The 20821-nt window shown below is 35.9% G+C and carries 19 protein-coding genes; 5 read left to right on the top strand and 14 right to left on the bottom strand.

Annotation, left to right across the window (positions count from 1 at the left end):
• Positions 1 to 5: 5 nt before the first annotated feature.
• From BLQ66_RS01150 to BLQ66_RS01115, 8 genes are all read right to left on the bottom strand, one after another.
• On the bottom strand, positions 6 to 1301 hold the full coding sequence (locus BLQ66_RS01150) for a UDP-N-acetylglucosamine 1-carboxyvinyltransferase (protein ID WP_074520535.1): 1296 nt from the start codon (positions 1299 to 1301) through the stop codon (positions 6 to 8).
• Positions 1302 to 1483: 182 nt separating this feature from the next.
• A complete protein-coding gene (locus BLQ66_RS01145) occupies positions 1484 to 3019 on the bottom strand; it encodes a M23 family metallopeptidase (protein WP_074520534.1) in 1536 nt (511 codons plus the stop codon).
• Positions 3020 to 3118: 99 nt separating this feature from the next.
• A complete protein-coding gene (locus BLQ66_RS01140) occupies positions 3119 to 3685 on the bottom strand; it encodes a flavin reductase family protein (protein ID WP_074520533.1) in 567 nt (188 codons plus the stop codon).
• 25 nt (positions 3686 to 3710) lie between these two features.
• Positions 3711 to 4388 carry an NUDIX domain-containing protein gene (locus BLQ66_RS01135; protein ID WP_074520532.1) on the bottom strand — a complete coding sequence of 226 codons (678 nt, stop codon included), beginning with the start codon at positions 4386 to 4388 and terminating at the stop codon, positions 3711 to 3713.
• A gap of 142 nt (positions 4389 to 4530) precedes the next feature.
• The gene (locus BLQ66_RS11935; RefSeq protein WP_074520531.1) at positions 4531 to 5400 is read right to left on the bottom strand and encodes a hypothetical protein; all 870 of its coding nucleotides are present in this window, start codon (positions 5398 to 5400) and stop codon (positions 4531 to 4533) included.
• A gap of 131 nt (positions 5401 to 5531) precedes the next feature.
• On the bottom strand, positions 5532 to 6062 hold the full coding sequence (locus BLQ66_RS01125; protein ID WP_074520530.1) for an HDIG domain-containing metalloprotein: 531 nt from the start codon (positions 6060 to 6062) through the stop codon (positions 5532 to 5534).
• Positions 6063 to 6242: 180 nt separating this feature from the next.
• Positions 6243 to 8060: a methyl-accepting chemotaxis protein gene (locus BLQ66_RS01120; RefSeq protein WP_074520529.1), complete on the bottom strand. Its 1818-nt coding sequence runs from the start codon at positions 8058 to 8060 to the stop codon at positions 6243 to 6245.
• A 234-nt stretch (positions 8061 to 8294) separates the two neighbouring features.
• The gene (locus BLQ66_RS01115; protein ID WP_074520528.1) at positions 8295 to 9227 is read right to left on the bottom strand and encodes a hypothetical protein; all 933 of its coding nucleotides are present in this window, start codon (positions 9225 to 9227) and stop codon (positions 8295 to 8297) included.
• A gap of 197 nt (positions 9228 to 9424) precedes the next feature.
• Between BLQ66_RS01115 and BLQ66_RS01110 the strand changes: the two genes are divergently transcribed.
• A complete protein-coding gene (locus tag BLQ66_RS01110; RefSeq protein WP_074520527.1) occupies positions 9425 to 9988 on the top strand; it encodes a TetR/AcrR family transcriptional regulator in 564 nt (187 codons plus the stop codon).
• A 263-nt stretch (positions 9989 to 10251) separates the two neighbouring features.
• Here BLQ66_RS01110 and BLQ66_RS01105 read toward each other — a convergent pair whose 3' ends face one another.
• A complete protein-coding gene (locus BLQ66_RS01105; RefSeq protein WP_207645125.1) occupies positions 10252 to 11004 on the bottom strand; it encodes a HesA/MoeB/ThiF family protein in 753 nt (250 codons plus the stop codon).
• A gap of 249 nt (positions 11005 to 11253) precedes the next feature.
• Here BLQ66_RS01105 and BLQ66_RS01100 point away from each other — a divergent pair, with 249 nt between their 5' ends.
• Positions 11254 to 11730, top strand: coding sequence for an MFS transporter (locus BLQ66_RS01100; protein ID WP_074520525.1), 477 nt, complete (start codon positions 11254 to 11256; stop codon positions 11728 to 11730).
• Between the two features lie 136 nt (positions 11731 to 11866).
• Positions 11867 to 12835, top strand: coding sequence for a hypothetical protein (locus BLQ66_RS01095; protein ID WP_074520524.1), 969 nt, complete (start codon positions 11867 to 11869; stop codon positions 12833 to 12835).
• A 42-nt stretch (positions 12836 to 12877) separates the two neighbouring features.
• Here the strand turns inward: BLQ66_RS01095 and BLQ66_RS01090 are convergent, their stop codons facing one another.
• Positions 12878 to 13720: a DUF3737 family protein gene (locus BLQ66_RS01090; protein ID WP_074520523.1), complete on the bottom strand. Its 843-nt coding sequence runs from the start codon at positions 13718 to 13720 to the stop codon at positions 12878 to 12880.
• A 276-nt stretch (positions 13721 to 13996) separates the two neighbouring features.
• Between BLQ66_RS01090 and BLQ66_RS01085 the strand changes: the two genes are divergently transcribed.
• Positions 13997 to 14401, top strand: coding sequence for an RNHCP domain-containing protein (locus BLQ66_RS01085; RefSeq protein WP_027431720.1), 405 nt, complete (start codon positions 13997 to 13999; stop codon positions 14399 to 14401).
• Between the two features lie 314 nt (positions 14402 to 14715).
• Here the strand turns inward: BLQ66_RS01085 and BLQ66_RS01080 are convergent, their stop codons facing one another.
• Complete coding sequence (locus tag BLQ66_RS01080) at positions 14716 to 15756, bottom strand: M42 family metallopeptidase (protein WP_074520522.1); 1041 nt, start codon at positions 15754 to 15756, stop codon at positions 14716 to 14718.
• A 44-nt stretch (positions 15757 to 15800) separates the two neighbouring features.
• Positions 15801 to 16247: a D-aminoacyl-tRNA deacylase gene (dtd, locus tag BLQ66_RS01075; RefSeq protein WP_074520521.1), complete on the bottom strand. Its 447-nt coding sequence runs from the start codon at positions 16245 to 16247 to the stop codon at positions 15801 to 15803.
• A gap of 230 nt (positions 16248 to 16477) precedes the next feature.
• On the opposite strand from dtd, the gene BLQ66_RS01070 reads away from it, so the two are divergent.
• Complete coding sequence (locus BLQ66_RS01070; protein WP_074520520.1) at positions 16478 to 18058, top strand: glucose-6-phosphate isomerase; 1581 nt, start codon at positions 16478 to 16480, stop codon at positions 18056 to 18058.
• Between the two features lie 172 nt (positions 18059 to 18230).
• On the opposite strand, the gene BLQ66_RS01065 is transcribed toward BLQ66_RS01070, so the two are convergent.
• Together BLQ66_RS01065 and BLQ66_RS01060 are read right to left on the bottom strand one after the other, a co-directional pair.
• A complete protein-coding gene (locus BLQ66_RS01065) occupies positions 18231 to 19553 on the bottom strand; it encodes an O-acetylhomoserine aminocarboxypropyltransferase/cysteine synthase family protein (protein WP_074520519.1) in 1323 nt (440 codons plus the stop codon).
• 335 nt (positions 19554 to 19888) lie between these two features.
• The gene (locus BLQ66_RS01060; RefSeq protein WP_074520518.1) at positions 19889 to 20785 is read right to left on the bottom strand and encodes a LysR family transcriptional regulator; all 897 of its coding nucleotides are present in this window, start codon (positions 20783 to 20785) and stop codon (positions 19889 to 19891) included.
• Between the last annotated feature and the right edge of the window lie 36 nt (positions 20786 to 20821).

Raw genomic sequence — 20821 nt, 5'->3', positions numbered from 1 at the left:
AAATTTTATCCGATTTTTAGCTTAAATTTCTGTAAATCTCTCTCATTATCAACTTTCTCAATATTACCACCAAGGCTAGTTAACTTCTTCTCGAAGTTCTCATAACCTCTCTGAATATATTCAATATCATCAATTACTGAGAAACCATCTGCTGATAAAGCAGCTACTACAAGTGCTGCACCAGCTCTTAAATCAGGAGCACTAACATCTGCACCTGAGAACTTCTCAATACCTTCGATGTAAGCTGTGTTGCCTTCAACCTTAATCTTAGCACCCATTCTAGCTAATTCATCAACGTACTTAAATCTGTTCTCGAAAATGCTTTCAGTTACCATACTGTTACCTTCTGCAACAGCTAATGCAATTGCCATCTGTGGCTGCATATCTGTTGGGAAGCCTGGATATGGTAATGTCTTAACATTAGTAGCCTTAAGTGTTCTATCTGTAGCAATAACTCTAACTGAGTCATCACCTTCTATAATTGTACAGCCCATTTCAAGTAACTTAGCTGAAATAGACTCTAAATGCTTAGGAATAACATCACAAACTGTAATATCACCGTGTGTTGTAGCTGCTGCCATCATAAATGTACCAGCTTCAATCTGATCTGGAATAATAGAGTATGTGCAGCCGTGTAAGCTTTCAACACCCTTAATTCTAATTACATCAGTACCAGCACCCTTAATATTAGCGCCCATAGCGTTTAAAAAGTTGGCAACATCAACTACGTGTGGCTCCTTAGCAGCGTTCTCTAAAATTGTAGAACCCTCTGCCATACAAGCAGCCATCATAAGATTAATTGTGGCACCTACTGTAACCACGTCAAAATAAATATGAGCTCCTACTAAATGCTCAGCCTTAACATGAACCATACCCTTATCAATATCGTCCTTAGCACCAAGTGCTCTAAAGCCCTTTAAATGCTGATCGATTGGTCTTGAACCAATATTACAGCCACCTGGAAGTGCAACATTAGACTCATGCTTCTTTCCAAGTAATGCTCCAAGTAAGTAATAAGAAGCTCTAATCTTCTTAATATAATCATAATCTACAACTACATCATTAATAGTTGAGCCATTAATTTCTACTGTATTGTTATCTAAATATTTAACCTTTGCACCAATTCCCTGAATTGCCTGTAAAAGTACTCTTGTATCTCTAACATTAGGTACGTTCTCTATTGTAACTGTCTCATCACTCATAATTGCTGCAGCTAAAATTCCAAGAGCTGCATTCTTAGCACCACCAATAGACACACTACCATTTAGTGGTGATCCACCTTTAACAACAAACTGTTCCATTTATAAACCTCTTTATTTCTTGGCCTTCGCCTTCAATCCCTAGTTACATATCAAATTATCTTTTTTAATAATCCTAAAGAATTATATCACAAGAATTAATTTTGTAAAGGTTAGCACCTCCACTTTAAAAAAGCGTGAAACTACAAAAGCTTGTAACTTCACGCTTTAACCTGATGTCATATTTAATTTTTATTAACGTAATCTAATGGATTTAATGAAACTCCGCTCTTCCATATTTCAAATAGAAGTTCATTATCACTTGCTGCTCCACTATTACCTGTCTTAGCTATTACACTACCCTTAGTTACTGTATCTCCTTCAGAAACACTAAGCTCTGATAAATAACCATATCTTGTAATTGTTCCATCACTATGCTTAATCTCAACTACGTAACCATAGTCTGAATACCATCTAGCCTTTGTTACTGTACCGTCATTAGCTGCTAATACATCAGTGCCGCTATCAACGCTCCAAATAACTCCATTTAAAGAACCATCATCAAATAAGCCTGACTTATAAGTTCCAACGGATGTGGCAAGTGGTCTTGTAAAGCTTGATGATGATAAAGTACCAACAGAAATACTAGCTGGTGTAGCCTCTGTTGTAACATACATGCCAACTGTCACATAAGATCTTGTCATCTCTGTGTTGTTGTAGTAAACAATATTGGCTTCAGTGTATCTCTGGCCTGTTGTTCCCTCACTTGTAACAACATTATTATACTTTGATAGGCTATCATCATCTGTATATTCTGGGCTTACATCATAGTCCTGTTGGAAAGATAACTGCTTAGTTGTTACTACAGTAAGGATTGTCTCCTTAGCTGGAACTGTAATAATGTCACCCTCAACTAATATTGTATTAGCATTAATTAGTGGGTTTAATTTAACTAAGTCATCCACTGTAACCCCGTATTTACTTGCAATAAATTCTAAATCTTCAGCTTCAGCTACAATATAGCTTTCATTAACTGTCTTTTCTTCTGTTAACTGGCTTAACGCATCCTCTACAGAAGCTGTAGCTTCAATTCCTTCTGGAACTGCAATAATAGATACATTTTCCTTAAATTCAATTGCTGTAATACCGCCATTAGTAACGTCTGTTGCTTCATTAACGGTTGTTCCGTCGCCACCAATAGCTGCGGCAACAATATCACTTGACTGATTTGACTCTGATTTCTTCTCTAGGTTAACTACATATCCGCTATCAATCTTTTCTGAAGATGCGATTGTAACCTTATATTGTGAAAGAGTGTCGTACTGCTCTACTATCTGATTAAGTACGTCCTCTACTTCTTCTAAACTTGAAAGTGTAACTGTGTAATCATCTACTTTTAATGTATAATCGAAATTTCTCTCTACCTCTAAGACGTTATCAAAAAGATAACTATATATATCATCGCTTAATTCATCTACGCTTGATCTATTAGCAATCGCTCTAGTTTCCTCTACAATCTCAATATCAGGATTCATATAAACATCACTACTATACTGAGCTGAAAGCTTCTTTCTTGCATTGGCTAAAGCCTCATTAACATCGTTTACTGAGTTAGCAGCCCCTACTGTAACTCCATTAATGGAAATTGAATAATATCCTACTTTAGTGTCAAGCATACTTTTTGTATAAAAAGGAATTGAAAATGCAACTATGAATCCTGTAACTGCTGTAATAATAATAGCTGCCTTCTTGATTCCTCTTCCATATCTAGTTATATGCATAACTGTAATCCTACCTCTAAATCAAATACATAAAAATGTAATATTTTTGTAACAAATTAAATATTACCAAAAAAGCCCGAAAATGTAAACTCTATGTAATTATTTCTTCTTTTTTACAGAATAGCCAAACTTACCAATATGCTGGCCAAGACCATAATACTGACCGTGTGCATAGGCAATAAGCTCAGCCTTTTCTAAGTGAAGAGTTCCCTTTTCATCAAGCAAATCTTCGTTAACATTTACCGCTACTACTTCTGCTAAGAACATGTCATGAGTACCAAGCTCAATCACCTGCTTAAGCTTACACTCAATGTTTACAGGACTTTCCATAATGCCTGGTGCCTTAATCTGTGTGGACTTATATTCTGTAAGATGCATTTCCTTAAACTTATCCATGTCTCTACCAGAACGTACTCCACAAAAATCTGTAGCTCTAGCTAGCTTCTTAGTTGTAAGATTTACCACAAATTCGCCACTTTCCTTAATGATGTCATGGCTATATCTAGATTTTCTAACAGAAATTGAAACCATAGCTGGATCTGAACATACAGTTCCTGCCCAAGCTACTGTAATAATATTAGCTTTTTCATTTCCTCTCTTACAAGAAACCATTACTGCAGGCACAGGATATAACATATTTCCTGCTCTCCATGTCTGTTTTTTCATATCTAATACCTCAAAATAAAATCTATTATAGTGCAGATTTAATCATCTCATAGGCCTCTAAAATAATTTCCCCATGATCTGCTGCAAGTCCGATTTTTTCAATCGTCTTATATTCTTTTCCAACAATTCCAGCTATATTTACATAAGCCTTTTCAATATCTGCTGCAATGACTTCTTCCTTTTCCTTTGAAGTTAAAGTAAGTCTTGTAACATTTTCAGAAATATCCACTAAATTAATATCAAACCATGCTGCATCACTGGCATCATCGTCTGCCTTAGCCTTCTGAGAACCTTCTGGAATCAAAGTAACAAAGGCTGTTGTAATAATTCTTGTTCTTGGATCTCTATCATACTTTCCATAGGATTTAAGCTGAATTGCGTCGATATCACTAATTCCTGTCTCTTCCTTTAATTCTCTAATAGCTGCTGCCTTTAAGTCTTCCTTAAAATCTACAAAGCCTCCTGGAAGAGCCCACATACCAATACTTGGATGATTGCCGCGCTTAATAAGAAGCAATCTGTTGATTTTCTTATGTCCATCTTCTTCAATATAAGTAAAAACCAAAGTGTCCACTGTGTTACAAGGACTTTGATACTTAGTTGGATCATAATTATTTAAAAATGTTTCTAGGCTTTCACCTTTAGCATTCTCCTTGCCGTTCCCTAAAAATTGTTTGTTTTGTTCGCTGTCTAAATATGTCATCTTAAACCTCCTAAAGACATAAATCTTTTTATGGGCTTACATAAGCCCTCTTCACCCCATCTTTTGTCATTATATAATAAATCCATAAAAAAAGCGAGACCACTGGGGTCTCGCCTAAATTCACTATTAAATTCTAGTCATCTTATAATGTAAATAAAATGTTGATGATCATTGATGCAAATGCACCTGCTGTTGCTGCTAATGCATAAACAAGTGGTAACTTGTTCTTATCCTTAACAAGGAATGTTGCAAGTGTTACAACAACGATAATTTCAAAACCGTAAGAGAACTTATTAACTAAGCTTGCAAGTTTTGTAAAGAACTCAACATTGATTAAGTCAATTAAGTTAGCACAAACACCGATAAGATCTGAGATAATACCAGCAATTGAGAATAATAAAATACCCTGTGTAAAGCTGATTCTATTGTTGTTCTTCTTATCAAAATAGTTTGTAAGTAGTACAAAAACTAATGCTGCAAGTGAAGCATAAGCATAAATCTGAAGTAAATCAATACCAGAGTTTCTACCTACTGTAGCCCACTGGAATTCACGATTGTAAATAGGAGAGCTATAAGCAATAACTGATTCTAATTCACTTAAAATGTTATTAATAAAGCATAATACAACAGATACTGTAAGCATGATGTATGCTGCAGCTACTGAGTTTGAACGAAGATAATTAACAACTGCATCGTAAGGCTTTGTAAAAACCTGAGTAAAGAATGCAAGTACTGCTGCAACAGCTGGATTCATTGGCTTTGGAGCCTGATACTGTGGCTGCTGGTATTGTGGCTGACCCTGGTACTGTGGCTGACCCTGGTATTGTGGCTGACCTTGGTACTGTGGCTGACCCTGGTACTGTGGCTGACCCTGATTAAACTGTGCCTGATTGAACTGAGCCTGACCTGCATTAGCTGTCTGTGCTTGTCCCTGAGCTACATTTGATGTCTGCTGGCATGTACAAACTTCGTTATCCTGAAGCTGCTTGCCGCAATTTGGACAAAATTTCATATTGTAATCCTCCAATATTTTTATTTTATAGTTGTGAAAATATTTTAATATATCACAATGGAGAATATTATAACATGAATTAATATACCCGTAAAGGTAATTTAAGTTTCCTGTATCCAAAAAGTTCAGTATTATCTTGCTTTCTGGTTAAGTATTCTTTTTTTAGTTTTAAAGAATCTATCTAAAACTTCGCAAGAGGTAACAAATTTATCCACCATAATAATTACGTAACTTTCCTTGTAAGAAGGAAGAGTTAAAGTAAGTGGGAACATGTGCTTTACAATAATATCCCCTTCTTTTCTTGTAAGCTTAAAATACTTATGAGCATTATAAAGAGCCTTATTGGGATGCTCAAAACCGTGTAATCTCTCATTCTTTCCTGGTGTGTAATCATGCCAGTCATAAAGGAATAAATCATGAAGCAATCCGCCCTTCATTAAAGCCTTCTCATCCCAGCCAAGAATCTTTGCCAGCTTGTAGCAATAATAAGCCACATGTACGCAGTGCTGATAGCAGCTTGTCTGGCTGTGATGATTAAACTGCTTCATTTGTAAAACGATTGGATGCTCTAAAATTTCCTTAGCCTCCTCATAAAACTCCTTGCCATATTTATCCTGTAACTTATGGCCTTCATAGATCTTATCTAATAACTTCTTACTCATAATTTCCTATCCTTTTCTTTTTGAAAATGTATCTCTATATATTATCTACTTAGTATTCAAAATTTATAGCCAAGCAATATTTTATCTTAAATGAGGTCTAAAAAAAAGACCCACATTTAAAATATGGGCCTTTTGATTAATTATTTTCAATTATAAAACAGTAATCATTTTTGATAAATTTTACTGCTCGTCAATCTTAAATCTATGAACGATTTCCTCAAGCTCTTCAACATAGCCTTCACATTCGTCAACCATATTTAAGTTGCCGCTTGTTTCCTGAACAATTTCAGTTGTCTTTTCAGCAATGTCAGTAACGCCTCTTGCTGCCTCTTCAACTGTTGTAGAAATTGTTGAAACAGATTCTGTAACCATGTCGATAGAATCACCAAGCTCTGATAGAGAGTTCTTAATATCAATCATGCTCTCCTTAAAGCTATTAGCATCACTGTAGTACTGCTCACTTACTTCTGCAAATTGAGCATAGTCACTAAGTACTGTCTGCTCAAGGAAGCCATTGATTTCTTCTAAGCACTCGCTCATCTTATTAACTGACTTATTTACATCACCAATGATGCCATTGATGTTTCCTACTGCATCACTTGTCTGGTCTGCAAGACTACCAATTTCTGTAGCAACAACTGCAAAGCCCTTACCAGCTTCACCCGCTCTAGCAGCTTCAATAGAAGCATTTAAGGCAAGTAAGCCAGTCTGTGAAGAAATCGCCATAATAGTGTCTGTAAGTTCATTTACTTTATCCACAGCCTTTGAGCTTTCAATAGCTTCATCTGCCTTAGCCTTAACAGAGGAGTACATTGACTTAGTCTTATTAGTCGCCTGATCTGTGCTAACCTTTAACTTATCAGCTCTATCCATAATCTCTTCAGATAAGCCAACGCCAGAGTCTGCTAACTTGTCAATATTCTTAGCCTCGCCCTGCATCTCCACAACATTTTGAGCAATTGTCTCAGCAGTTGAAGAAGTCTCCTGCATAGCTGCTGCAAGCTCTTCACTAGTTGCAGAGTTATCGGTACATTTATTATTAACCTCATCCGTACTATTGCGAAGCTCTAAAACGTTACTATTAATCTTTTCACCTGCATCGTTAATATTAACAACAATACTTGTAAGATGCTTAATCATTTCATGGGCTGCTCTAGCAATTACGCCAATTTCATCTTTACGCTTGCCAAGCTTTTCACTATTGTTATTATCATCTGTTGTAAAGTCAAATCTTGCTGTCTTATTAAGTTCTTCAGTTACCACTCTTAATGGGTTAAGGAATAATCTAATAACCACATAAAGGATAATAGCCATAATAATAATACCTACGATTAAGAAGATTAATAGGTAATTCTGTAAATCGTCAATAGGCTTCATTACCTGTGAAAATTCACCAAGAACAACTACGATATTGCCACCGTTAGTAAAGGCATAACCTGCAAATTTCTTATAGCCATCAGCTGTGTAAGTTACAACACCATTACCGATTGAGCTTGTGCTAGTACCTGCCTGTAACTTTTTACAAATAGCATTAATAGCATCATTTGTAACAGCTGTACCAATTCTATCTTCCTTTGGATGATAAACCATAATTGCATTTTGACTTGAAAGGTAAGTATAACTTGTATCAATACCTTCAAGGGAAACAGAACCTAGAGAATCCTCAAAAAGCTCTGTAATTGTAGATGCATACTCAGATGGATTTGTCTCAGCCCAATTTGTAATGTAGGCTTCAATTGCTGCTGCACCTTCTTCATTTGATTCAAAACCATACTCAGGTGCTAGCGTTTCCATCTGAATATTCAGGGCAGTTGCAGCTGTTTCAGCCAGATTCTGTGCATATTTGTAATATGTATCTTCCATAGTATTTCTTGAACTTGTAATGGCAAAATACATCAGCACTGAGGTTAAAACACCAGCAATTATAAAAGCTACAACAGATAGCTTGAAAGCTAATGAATTTAAAATACCTACATTTGTTTCATTCTTCTCTGACATAAATAACCCCCTTAAACGGAATTTTTTTACGTTTTCTCTAAACGCATATTTATTTGTTCACGAAATAAAAAAGCAGCTACAAATCCTCTAAATAAGGTCTGTAAAACGAAGCTAATTTTGCTTAATTTCAAGGCTTTACTTAGGTATTTGCGGCTACCTTTTATATGAGGTCTTTAAAGGACCTTTCTCTAAGATATATTTTACCAAAAAAGTTAATATATTGCACGAATAATTTTACTTTTTTCTAAATAGATATCTAAACTTATCTATTAACTTTGCAAAAAGCATTAAACATGTGATTCCTACTACTACTTGAAGAGGATATACAAGTAATTTTTCTTCCGGTATTAGAAGCGCTAAAACCCCCATGGCTGCTGCCGGCGGAAGATACATTTTCATAAGTCTCATTATTAAAAATGTTACGCTTGCCACTAGGGCTGCAACTAAAGTTAGAGGAAGACCTGCCTTAACTGTTAATATAAAACGAAAGGCCATGCCTGTTGTGGCACAAAGAGAAATTAATAACACCGCTTTAACAGGGGCTTTAAGAGCTTTATTTCCCTTCCTTGTAAACTCAGTAAAGGCCACAAGAAGTGGAGGGGCTAGCATAAACTTTAAATCCTTAGGAATAAAAATTAGCATAAGTAAGCTAACCACTATAATTCTTTCAAGGGCAAGGACTATATTGTCCTTATTTAGGCTGTCCTCTGGCTTATAAACCACATTTAGTTTTAGTCCCTTTTTTACTAAAATCCATCTGATAAATACAATCAAGCTTGTAAGACCAATGGCAGCTAAAATGTAGACATAGCCTCTAGTTTGAAGCATAACAGGGAGCACTATTGCTGAAATCATTGGGGCCATTGTAGTTCTTGATAATAGGAAAATCACCTGACTTAGGGCATAAGCTACTATCATCTGGAAATATAGAGGACCTGGTAAAAACAATACAATCAATACACCACATACAGCAGAAAGGGAAATGTATAAAATCATACGTTTTCCATCCACAACCCATGGAAGAGCAGCTAACACAAGGCTTCCCACTGATAGGGCAGCCAGTTCTGGGAAAATTATTTCTTTTTCTCCTAAAAGTTCTGATAAGAATACCATAAATGTTATAACTAAAACTGCAAGTATATAGTTAACTAGATTTTTTCTATTCATTTCTTACTCCTAATAACTTGATAATCTAAAATAAAGTTGTATAATACAACTCTGTCCTTGTATTTATTAAAACAAAAAGACAATATAAAGTAAATGTTTAATTTTTGCTTTACTTTTTGTATATAATGTTATACTATCAGAGTATAAGTGTATATCTTTATGCATAAATATGGGAATAAACAAAAAAGGAGATTTTTATGGCTGAACGACGCGATGTTATCAGAACAAAGAAAGCTTTAATCACAGCGACTTATGAGTTAATTCAGGAGCCACACACAAAGACAATTACAGTCAACGACATTCTAGAAAGAGCAAACATTAGTAGGGGAACTTTTTATGCTCACTACAAAAACATTCCAGATTTAATTGATGCAGTTGAAGATTATATTCTAGACCAATTCAACGAATTATTCGATCACCTTACAGCAATTCCTAAAGATAAGATTGAAACACGTCAAGCAATTGTTCAATTAATCAATATCATTGAATCACGTCAAAGTGATTTAAAGTCAATTTTTAACTATGTTGACGATGTTAGATTACAGCATAAGATCAAGATTAGATTCACTTATAAGATTGCAAAGTCTTTAAGTGAAACAGCTAATGTTCATGATCCTGAATTCTTAAGCGTTTGCATTTGTTCAATTATATTTAACCCTATTATCAAGTGGTTTGATCACCCAGGTGATGTTACAAAGGAACATCTTGCAGATAACATTACAAGATTTATCTTTGACGGTTATAAGTCATTCTTTAACTAAGATAGGTCAAGAAGTAAAGCGGACATTCGGAATCCGCTTCGCTACTTCCTCATGAACGCAGTGGCACTTTGTGCCACCTGTCAGAAGGGGCTTTAACCCCTTCTGACACTAGTAAGCTTTATACCCCCGCTTAAAGCTTACGCTTTTGAAGCGGGGGATTGCTTACACTACGTTCAAAGATTTTTTAAAACGAAATAAGAAGATTATTAAAGGGAATCCGCTTAAATTTTTAAACCAGCAGATTCCCTTTTTTATTAATGACATCAAGCCCCACAGCTCTCACAATGTTCGTTTCTTTCTGGCATAGTCACCTTTCTAATATTCATGCTAAGTCCGTCTACTATTAACATTTTCCCAGTAAGAAGTTCGCCAATTCCAAGAAGATACTTAACAGCCTCAAGGCTTTCTAAACTAGCAATAACACCAACAATTGCCCCGATGGTTGCCTTTCGCTCCACGGCGTTATTTTCTTCTGATAAAGCTTCATCTGTGAAAATGCATTTAAGGCAGGGACTTTTATGTGGTAATACGGTCATTAACTGCCCCTTAAAGTTTGAAATTCCAGCATAGACAAAAGCCTTATTGTTTCTAACGCACACCTCATTTATAAGAAATTTAGCCTTGAAGTTGTCAGTAGCATCTACTACAAAGTCGTAGTCCTTTAGGATTTCATCTGCATTTTCATAAGTTAAAAATTCACAATAGGCAGTCACCTTAATATTAGGGTTTAGCTCTAACATCTTCTCCCTTGCAGAAGTCGCCTTAAACTCCCCTAAATCCTTAGTTTTATGAATAATCTGTCGATTAAGATTTGAAGGCTCTAGTCTATCCCCATCCATGACACCTATGTGGCCAATTCCCACTGCGGCTAGGTAAAAGCACACCGGAGAACCAAGGCCTCCTGCCCCAATCACTAAACATGATGATTTTTTTAACTTCTCCTGCCCTTCATTTCCAATCTCTTTTAATAGTATTTGTCTTTGATATCTTTCCTTTTCCTCATTATTTAAGCCCATTTTTTCCTCCTGCTGTATTCCTTTATCAAAAATTTTACCCTGAAGGATATTTGATTGTTTATGTGTAAATAGTCACATTTGCCTTCTAATTATAGTAAAAAAGTCACAGTTTTTACAGAAAATGTACCATATAAATATACTATAATACTAATAGAATTGTAATTATATTTATAGTCGCTTTACTATATCAGAGAAAATAACTTATAATAACTTTAGAAGTAATTTTTTTGTGAAAAACTGGGGGATAATATGGCATTATTAAACGAAGATTATAGCGGTTATTCCGCTGAGGAGCTTGAGGCCAAAAAGCGTCAGATTCTCTCGTTAACAGCAGCCGATGTTAGAGATGAATTCGTAGCCCAAGCTAATGAAATGCTAGAAGATGTAAGAATTGAGTTGAGGGAGAGTCTTAGCAAATCTATTGTGGCAGGATTTATATTTACAATCTGCCTATTACTTTCGGCTGTAGTTATTTACAATTGTTACAATTCACCTTTTAAGTTTGTCATTATCATAGGCTTGTCTTTAATATGTGTAGCACTACTTGTTATATTTATTAAGACCCTAGAGAAACTAAAATTTTCAAAGACTAGACTTAACAAGAGTGAATCAGAGGTATCTGCTCTTAAAAACACTATGCTTTCAGAGAAAGACTTAATCGTTTTTAAAATGCATTGCTTTGAAATGATTGAAGCAAGCATCATTGAAAGCAGCATGAAACCGTAAACTTTACATAACATTTAGTTCTTTCAAATCATTGCTTTTTATATTAGCCATTTATATAATCATTATTTCTGTTTGACCGAAAGTTTTCATAATGCTACAATTTATGGGAACTTTTTTCAAAAATGGAGGTTATAGAATGGCTAATACTAAAAAGCTCATGACTAATGTAGCCAATACATTAGGTCTTAATCTAGATCCATCAGGATATTTTTCAAGTGGAAACTATAACGGATATACAATTATTGTAAACACACTTTCAAGTTATGGTGCAGCAACTAAGGTTGAATTTAGAATTACTGCTTTTAATCCATCCACTAATACAACTCTTAATTCAGCTAATATCACAGAATTAATTAACACAATTAATAGCAACACAAGAAAGCATTTCTGTAATGCAACTATTCAGAACTGCCTTTTAACTATTAGCTTTGTACCAAACGGAAAGATGGAAGCACTAGTTCAGAACATCTGCAATAGTATTGCTTATGTGGTAAATTATCTTCAAAGCCAGAATTACATCCCTTGTGATGAAATTAGTGGTAGAACAGAAAATCTCGTTGCAGCAGTAATTGCCGGCAACTTCCACATTTTAGATAGCATTAGTTATAACGATATCAGCAAGAATTTCTCACAGGCACAGCAGTATGAACATTCAATTAAGGAAAACTTCGCTGCCGGTATTATTGGTGGTATCTTAGGTTCTTTAGTGGGTGTACTTTGTATCGTAATTATTGGACAGTTAAACTATGTTGCCGTAATTTCAGGTATCGTAATGGGTTATGCAACCTTTGCTCTTTATCAGAAATTTGCTAAGAAGATTTCTTGGGTCGGCATAGTAATTTGCTTTGTAATTATGTGTGCTATGATTTATTTCTCAGTTCAGATTAATTACGCAATTTGGCTCGTTAGAACCTTTAGTGATGTAAACTTCTTTGATGCATTTTCATATATTCCACAGATGAAGGAATATAGCTCTGAATTTGCTAGCGCTTACAACAGCGACCTTATACTTAACTATGTCTTTAGTATCGCTGGTGCAGCACTTACACTTGCTAGCCTACTTCAGGCTAACAAGATAAAGTATGAAACAAAGATTTTAAACTAAAAAAATAGGGACGGCAAACACCGTCCCTTTAATTATGTAAATTTATCTAGTTACTACTTCTGCATTACATTCAATAACTGCATCTTCTCTAATAATCTCACCGATTGAATCAGCAACAATCTTACCAGACTTTGGATTCTTAACAGATTCAATGTTACCAGTAACTGTAGCATTAACATCTGAGTATTCAAATGAAAGATCTGTGCCTTCCATTGTACAATCAATAAGTGTTAAATTCTCACAGTAGCAAAGTGGCTGTGTACCAATAATCTTACAGTTAATAAGTGTTAAACCCTTTGAATACCAACCAAGATATTCGCCCTTAACTACGCTGTTCTTAACTGTAACATTCTCACTATGCCAGAAAGCATCCTTAGTATCTAAGTTACTATCTGTGATTTCCATGTTCTTAACATACTGGAAGGAATACTTCCCCTTCATGTTAACCTTATTAAGCTTAAGATTAGATGAATCAAGGAAAATATACTCAGATGTAATATCCACACCATCTAGTGTAATCTTATCTGACTTCCAGCCAAATTCCTGTGACTCAACAGTTGAATCCTTAACTGTAATATTAGAACACTCTCTAACTGCCTTAATACCGCCAAGCTTAGAATTAGTAATTTCACCATTCTTAGCATACCAAATAGCAGCTCTAGTCTTGTCATCCATTGTAGAATCTAACATCTTAAAGCCATCCACATGCCAGAGAGGATATCTTAAAGAGAAGGATGTCTTATCTATGCAAATGTCTCTAGCTTCCTTAAGTGCAGACTCGCCATCAGCTGGTCCCTCAAACTTACAATTAGAAACTGTTGTATCTTTAACACCATATAAAGCTCTTTCTTCATCAAAAGACTGATTTTCAATAATTGTTACCATAACCAAACCCTTTCCTTTTTACTTTTTCTTTAATGTAAATATGTCTAAAACGCAAGTTCTGTGATAAATTGTATAAAATTAAATTTTGTACTTTATACTATAAAACAAGTCTTTATTTTTGTAAAGTAAAACTAAAATAAAACTTTATTACTTTTTTATAAACTGTCGTGAAAGTTAAGTATTTTCCCTAACTTGCCTTTTTTATTTTCTTATGTTAGCATTACTTTACTTAATTATTAATATATCTATTAATATATCTAGAAACAAGGAGATAATATGAAAAAAGGTTATTATAAAGATCATGCCTGTGAAGAGACTTTCACATGCGATGTTTGCGGAAGAACAATAAAACCAGATGGTGCAAGTAGTGATCACAGAAATCACTGTCCTTACTGTCTTTCAAGTAAGCACCTTGATATCGAACCAGGTGATAGAGAAGCTGATTGTGGCGGAGTTATGGAGCCAATCGGTGTTTGGGTAAGAAAGAATGGCGAGTGGGCTATTATCCACCGTTGCAAGACTTGTGGTGCCCTAAGCTCTAACAGAATCGCAGCAGATGACAATCCAATGAAGCTTATGTCAATTGCTATGAAGCCTATTGCTAACCCACCTTTCCCACTTGAGCGAATTGAAGAGATGAGCCGTATGATGGATGAAGAAGGAAAGCTTGGCCTAGACTAAGAGCTATATTTAACTAATCTAAAGCTTGTCAAGACTGAGTTAAAAAAGCTAAATAAGAATACTAAAAGGAAGTTCTAATTAGTTTATGGTGAAAACCCAAAAGTTAGAACTTCCTTTTTTATTATTTTAAAAATGTCGTTTTTTTACATAATTTACTATGTCCGTTTTTTACAAAAATACAATTGAGAAGTCAAGACTCGCTCGCGAGTCTTGCGCGCCGGATTCGGGTCTGCTGAAGCAGACAAATTCCTGTCCGAATCCGTGCGCATCCTCGCGGAGCGTTTAACTCAGTCGGAGCTTGTAATCCGACTGAGTTAAAGATCTGCATAAGCCACTAATAACTTCATTGTATTAAGAGCGCCCTCCTTGTGGCTTCTTTCATAGCCGTGAGAAGCATAAACACCAGCACCAATAAGACCATGCTTAATATCATAACCTGCTGATAGGGTAGCCTCTACATCTGAACCGTAATGAGGATATACATCTACTGCATAATCAGCGCCAGCTTTCTTTGCTGCCTCAATAAGACCCTTAACAATTGAAAATGCATAAGGACCACCACTGTCCTTAGCACAGATAGAAACCTGCTTTTCAGTACATGTAAGACCTTCACCAACACAACCCATATCTACAGAAATTGCCTCAGTAACCCCCTCTGGTACAGATGCACATCCGCCGTGGCCTACCTCTTCAAATACTGTAATGTGAATGTAGATTGCACGCTTAGGTGTAAGCTTATTGTCAGCAATATATTTTGCAAATCCAAGTAGAATACCAACGCTTAACTTATCGTCAAGGAATCTACTCTTAATATAGCCCGACTTAGTAATTCTTGCATTAGGTTCAAAGCAAACAATATCACCAACGCTAATACCAAGCTTTTTAGTATCCTCCTCAGACTTAACATCCTCATCAAGTACAACCTCACAACTATCAAAGGTTCTCTTAGTATCGTTATATTCTCCATTTACATGGATACTTGCATTGTTAAGCTGGAAAGTACCTTCATACTCACCATCAAACTTAGTGATTACTGTTACATTTTCAGTCTCAGCATTATTGGCATTCATGCCACCAAGAGGTGTAACCACTAAACGTCCGCTAGACTTAATAGAGGAAACCATGCCCCCTAGTGTATCTGTGTGAGCCTCAAGTAGAAGGCCATTTTCCTTATCTTTACCGCCAATATTAACTAATACGCCACCTTTATTAGTTAATTTAGCCTCAAAGCCAAGCTTTCTAAACTCCTCTAAACAGTAGTTTGCAGCATCCTCAGTGTAACCTGTTGGAGAATTGATGTTTAAAAGCTCAAGAGTCTTTTCCATAATGAAATCCTGATATTTTTCAAAGTTCATCTTCCTTGCTCCTTTATAAATGTATTTTGATTTATGTCTTATTTTTACAAATCTCTAGAATCTAGAATAATTGTAAAAGGACCATCGTTAGTTAATGAAACCATCATCTCTGCGCCAAATACACCCTTTTCTACCACTGGCACATGTTTTTTACACTCGCTAATGATGTATTCATAAAGTTCATTGGCCATTTCTGGCTTACCTGCATTTAGGAAGTTAGGTCTGTTGCCCTTCTTGCAATCTGCGTAAAGAGTGAACTGTGAAATAAGAAGTAATTCACCATTAACATCCTTTAGGGCTAGATTTGTCTTTCCGTTTTCATCTGAGAAAATGCGCATTCCAATAAGTTTCTTAATCATCTTATCTGCCACTTCCTTAGTGTCTTCCTGACCCACGCCTACTAAAACTAGAAAGCCTTTGCCGATTTCTCCCACTGTCTTTCCCTCTACTTTTACATTTGCATCTGTTACTACCTGAATTACAAATTTCACTTAAAATATCCTCCTAAAGTTTATAATCTTAGCCCAATTTTTTAGCTGACTAAGTAAACTAGAATAATTGTAGAACATCTAGATAAATCAAGTCAATTGAACTTTATATATTGTTTCAGAAGTCTAAAAGGAGTATAATTTCCTTATGTTGTGTTTTTAACAATTTATAAGTTTCCATGCTATATGGAATAAAAATAATTAGCTAAATGCTACTAATTTGGAGGTTTTATATGGTTAATTGGAGTAATATGGATACTCTAGGTGCATATAATGCACTTACTAAGGTTGCAAAAGTAGACTTAACTGAGGTTATGTCTGGTGAAAATGGTGCTAAAAGAGTTAAGGAAATGACAGTTCCTATGGGTGCTGGTCTTAACTATAATTATGCTTCTAAGCAGGTTAACGAAGAAGTTTTAGATTGCTTAGCAAAGTTAGCAGAGGAAGCTCAGTTAGTTGATAAGTATGAAGCATTATATAATGGTGAAGTTGTTAATACAGGCGAGAAGAGATTAGTTCTTCACCAGTTAACACGTGGTCAGTTAGGTAATGATGTTATGGCTGATGGAGTTAATAAGAGAGAATTCTATGCTAATGAGCAGGCTAGAATCGCTGAATTTGCTAACAAGGTTCACGCAGGCGAAATCACTAATGCAGCAGGCGAGAAGTTTACAACAGTAGTTCAGATTGGTATCGGTGGATCTGACCTTGGTCCTCGTGCTATGTATCTTGCCCTTGAAAACTGGGCTAAGAAGAACAACGCCTTTAAGATGGAAGCTAAGTTTATTAGTAACGTAGATCCTGATGATGCAGCAGCAGTTCTTAACTCAATCGATGTTGCTCATTCACTTTTCGTATTAGTTTCTAAGTCAGGTACAACACTTGAGACATTAACTAACGAATCCTTTGTAAAGGATGCCCTAAAGAAGGCTGGTCTTGATGCTTCTAAGCATATGATAGCTGTAACAAGCCAGACATCTCCACTTGCTAAGTCATCTGATTACTTAGCTGCATTCTTTATGGATGATTATATTGGTGGTCGTTTCTCTTCAACATCTTCAGTAGGTGGCGCAGTACTTTCTCTTGCCTTTGGCCCAGAAGTATTTGCAGATTTCCTTGCTGGCGCAGCAGAAGAAGACCTTTTATCTAAGAATAAGGATTTATTAAAGAACCCAGCTATGCTTGATGCATTAATTGGTGTTTATGAAAGAAATGTACTTGGTTATCCTTGTACAACTGTTTTACCATACTCACAGGCTTTAAGCCGTTTCCCAGCTCATTTACAGCAGCTTGATATGGAATCTAATGGTAAGTCAGTTAATAGATTTGGTGAAGCAATTAATTATAAAACAGGTCCTGTAATCTTTGGTGAACCAGGAACTAACGGACAGCATTCCTTCTATCAGTTATTACATCAGGGAACTGATATTGTACCACTTCAGTTCATCGGCTTTAGAAACAACCAGCTTGAAACTGATGTTGATATTCAGGGTAGCACAAGCCAGCAGAAGCTTTGCGCTAACGTTGCAGCTCAGATCGTAGCCTTTGCTTGCGGTAAGAAGGATGACAACGCTAACAAGAACTTCGCAGGTAACCGTCCATCAAGCATTATCGTTGGTGATAAGCTTACACCAAAGGCACTTGGTGCTTTACTTGCTCACTTCGAGAACAAGATTATGTTCCAGGGCTTTGTATGGAACATCAACAGCTTCGATCAGGAAGGTGTTCAGCTTGGTAAGGTTCTTGCTAAGAAGGTACTTGCTCACGAAACAGAGGGCGCTCTTAAGGTTTACAGCGATTTACTTAACATCTAATTTAGGTTAATAATAATGAAAATGTAACAAGAAACGGGACTAGTTTTTAACTAATCCCGTTTCTTTCTCTTTTTAAGGTTTTGTATAATCACATCAATGAAGATAAATATAATGGCATATTAATTATCTTAAATATTGTATTATGTCTTCTAATCACTAGGTCTTTATCTTTTTAAGCTAGTTTCTTTTCTAATTGTGAATTTAACTTTTCTACGGCTTCAAAGCCCTGCTCTAAATCCCAGATAATATCATCAATATGTTCTGTACCGATTGATAATCTAATTGTACTCTGGTAAATTCCAGCCTTTTCTAACTGTTCCTCTGTTAATTCTGCATGAGTTGTATCATAAGGATGAATTACCAAACTCTTTACATCTGCTACATTTGCAAGTAGTGAGAAAATCTTAAGGCCATCAATAAAGGCATAGGCTTCTTCTTGGCCACCCTTAATATCAAAGGTAAAGATAGAAGCTCCACCCTTAGGGAAATACTTCTTATAAAGCTCGTGCTGTGGGTGATTTTCTAGAGATGGATGATTTACTCTCTCTACTAATGGGTGATTTGCTAAGAATTCCACCACCTTTTTAGTATTCTCCACATGTCTATCAATTCTTAATGAAAGGGTCTCAATGCCCTGTAGTAAAATCCAAGCACTAATAGGTGAAAGTGTAGCACCTGTGTCTCTAAGTAGGATTGCGCGAATGTATGTTACAAATGCTGCCGCTCCTGCTGCATCTGTAAATGAAACTCCATTATAACTTACATTTGGCTCAGTAAACTGAGTGAACTTTCCCGAAGCCTTCCAATCAAATTTGCCGCTATCAATAATGACGCCACCAAGAGTTGTGCCATGTCCACCAATGAACTTTGTAGCGGAATGAACCACAATGTCAGCTCCATGCTCAATAGGTCTAATAAGATAAGGTGTGCCAAAGGTATTATCTATAACCAATGGAATCTGATGCTTGTGGGCAATTTCAGAAATCTTATCAATATCAGGGATATCTGAATTAGGATTTCCAAGAGTTTCTATGAAAATGGCCTTAGTCTTATCAGTTATGGCACTCTCCACCTCACTATGGTCGTGAATGTTTACAAAGCTTGTGTTAATGCCATAATTTTTAAGTGTGTTATCAAGTAAATTGTAGCTGCCACCATAAATTGTATTCTGAGCTACAATGTGATCTCCTGCTCCTGCTAGGGCTAAAAGCGAATAAGTTACTGCTGCCGCACCAGAAGAAACTGCTAAGGCTGCCGCGCCCCCTTCTAGGGCTGCAATTCTGTCTTCAAACACTGCCTGTGTGGAATTTGTAAGTCTACCGTAAATGTTTCCTGAATCTCTTAAATTAAATCTATCTGCTGCATGTTTTGCATTTTTAAAAACATAAGAAGTTGTCTGATAAATTGGCACTGCTCTTGAATCTGTTACTGGATCCGCCTCTTCCTGTCCTACATGTAATTGTAAAGTTTCAAATCTATATTTATGCTCGCTCATATTTAACTCCTTTCATACTATCCTATATTAGTTAAGATCCTCATGAGTTCTTTGCTTTCCTTAACTTGATTAAATCTTAACACTAGAAAAGCAGCCTGTATAATTCTTAAAATTAAGAGTTAGTTATAAGCTCTTCCTATAGCCTTGGCAGTAAAAAGGCCCTAGGACATAATATCCTAGAGCCTTATTTCTCATCTTTATTCTTACTTTATCTTTGCCCTTACGCATCCTATTTCAGAAGGAGCAAATCCCCTTCTGAAATAAGCAAGCCAATCTTAATTTAAGATAGCTTACACTGCGTTCAAAAAGCATATAACAAAAAACTAAAATAGTCATTAACCGTATTTCTTTAATTCTTTTATGAACTTTTTAGCTATGTCTGATAACTTACTATCAGATCTCTTAATATAGCCAATGCGCATCTTCTCCTCAGATTCAAGCGGCACCGCCTTATAGCCCTCACCGTTTAACTGCTCACATATAACGCCAGAACACAAGGTGTAGGCATCTAGTAAAGTCATCATATTCAGGGCAGTTGATCTATCATTTACATGAATCAACTTCTTATAGGGGTAAGTGCTTAAAACCTCCTCAGCATAGTAGAAAGAATTCTTATCCCCCTGGTCAAAGGAAAGACAAGGATAGCCATCTAATTCCCTAAAGCTAATCTTTTGCTTATTAGCAAGAGGATGATCAGCACTTAAATAGGCATAAGTCGAGCACTCAAAAAGCTCTGTAAATAAAAGGTTATTCTCCTTTAAATCCGCATTTAAAACCTTCTCATTAAAGTCGTTAAGATAGATAATTCCAAGCTCGCTTCGCCCATTTTTCACATCCTTAATAACCTCGTGAGTACGAGTCTCATAGATGGCAAAGTCGTATTCGTCAATGCCGGCATTTCTTATGGTTTTTGAAAATGCTTCCACTGCGAAGGTGTAGTGCTGGGTAGAAACGTAGAACTTCTTTTCATTCTCTGACTTTTGATTGTAGTGATTCTCAAGAAGGGAATACTGCTCTAAAATCTGTCTGGCATAGCCAATAAATTCACGACCTTCAATAGTTAAATCAATACCCCTATTGCTTCTTGAAAAAATCTTTACACCAATTTCCTTTTCTAGTTCCTTAATACTCTCTGATAAACTTGGCTGGGAAATAAATAGATATCTTGCTGCCTCGTTCATAGAGCCTCTCTCGGCTATTTCTATAACATATTTCATCTGCTGTAGTGTCATAATCTGTCCTCCCAAATGTTTAAGTCTATCGGAGCT

Origin of the sequence: Lachnospira pectinoschiza, from assembly GCF_900103815.1 — a bacterium.
GTDB classification, from domain to species: domain Bacteria; phylum Bacillota; class Clostridia; order Lachnospirales; family Lachnospiraceae; genus Lachnospira; species Lachnospira pectinoschiza_B.
The sequence above is the reverse complement of the archived record's forward strand: the minus strand, read 5'-3'. Positions and strand labels throughout refer to the sequence as shown.

What these genes read in the sequence shown, in the direction of transcription:
- BLQ66_RS01150 (WP_074520535.1), bottom strand. Translation starts at nt 1,301, where the DNA reads ATGGAACAGTTTGTTGTTAAAGGTGGATCACCACTAAATGGTAGTGTG.
- BLQ66_RS01145 (WP_074520534.1), bottom strand. Translation starts at nt 3,019, where the DNA reads ATGCATATAACTAGATATGGAAGAGGAATCAAGAAGGCAGCTATTATT.
- BLQ66_RS01140 (WP_074520533.1), bottom strand. Translation starts at nt 3,685, where the DNA reads ATGAAAAAACAGACATGGAGAGCAGGAAATATGTTATATCCTGTGCCT.
- BLQ66_RS01135 (WP_074520532.1), bottom strand. Translation starts at nt 4,388, where the DNA reads ATGACATATTTAGACAGCGAACAAAACAAACAATTTTTAGGGAACGGC.
- BLQ66_RS11935 (WP_074520531.1), bottom strand. Translation starts at nt 5,400, where the DNA reads ATGAAATTTTGTCCAAATTGCGGCAAGCAGCTTCAGGATAACGAAGTT.
- BLQ66_RS01125 (WP_074520530.1), bottom strand. Translation starts at nt 6,062, where the DNA reads ATGAGTAAGAAGTTATTAGATAAGATCTATGAAGGCCATAAGTTACAG.
- BLQ66_RS01120 (WP_074520529.1), bottom strand. Translation starts at nt 8,060, where the DNA reads ATGTCAGAGAAGAATGAAACAAATGTAGGTATTTTAAATTCATTAGCT.
- BLQ66_RS01115 (WP_074520528.1), bottom strand. Translation starts at nt 9,227, where the DNA reads ATGAATAGAAAAAATCTAGTTAACTATATACTTGCAGTTTTAGTTATA.
- BLQ66_RS01110 (WP_074520527.1), top strand. Translation starts at nt 9,425, where the DNA reads ATGGCTGAACGACGCGATGTTATCAGAACAAAGAAAGCTTTAATCACA.
- BLQ66_RS01105 (WP_207645125.1), bottom strand. Translation starts at nt 11,004, where the DNA reads ATGGGCTTAAATAATGAGGAAAAGGAAAGATATCAAAGACAAATACTA.
- BLQ66_RS01100 (WP_074520525.1), top strand. Translation starts at nt 11,254, where the DNA reads ATGGCATTATTAAACGAAGATTATAGCGGTTATTCCGCTGAGGAGCTT.
- BLQ66_RS01095 (WP_074520524.1), top strand. Translation starts at nt 11,867, where the DNA reads ATGGCTAATACTAAAAAGCTCATGACTAATGTAGCCAATACATTAGGT.
- BLQ66_RS01090 (WP_074520523.1), bottom strand. Translation starts at nt 13,720, where the DNA reads ATGGTAACAATTATTGAAAATCAGTCTTTTGATGAAGAAAGAGCTTTA.
- BLQ66_RS01085 (WP_027431720.1), top strand. Translation starts at nt 13,997, where the DNA reads ATGAAAAAAGGTTATTATAAAGATCATGCCTGTGAAGAGACTTTCACA.
- BLQ66_RS01080 (WP_074520522.1), bottom strand. Translation starts at nt 15,756, where the DNA reads ATGAACTTTGAAAAATATCAGGATTTCATTATGGAAAAGACTCTTGAG.
- BLQ66_RS01070 (WP_074520520.1), top strand. Translation starts at nt 16,478, where the DNA reads ATGGTTAATTGGAGTAATATGGATACTCTAGGTGCATATAATGCACTT.
- BLQ66_RS01065 (WP_074520519.1), bottom strand. Translation starts at nt 19,553, where the DNA reads ATGAGCGAGCATAAATATAGATTTGAAACTTTACAATTACATGTAGGA.
- BLQ66_RS01060 (WP_074520518.1), bottom strand. Translation starts at nt 20,785, where the DNA reads ATGACACTACAGCAGATGAAATATGTTATAGAAATAGCCGAGAGAGGC.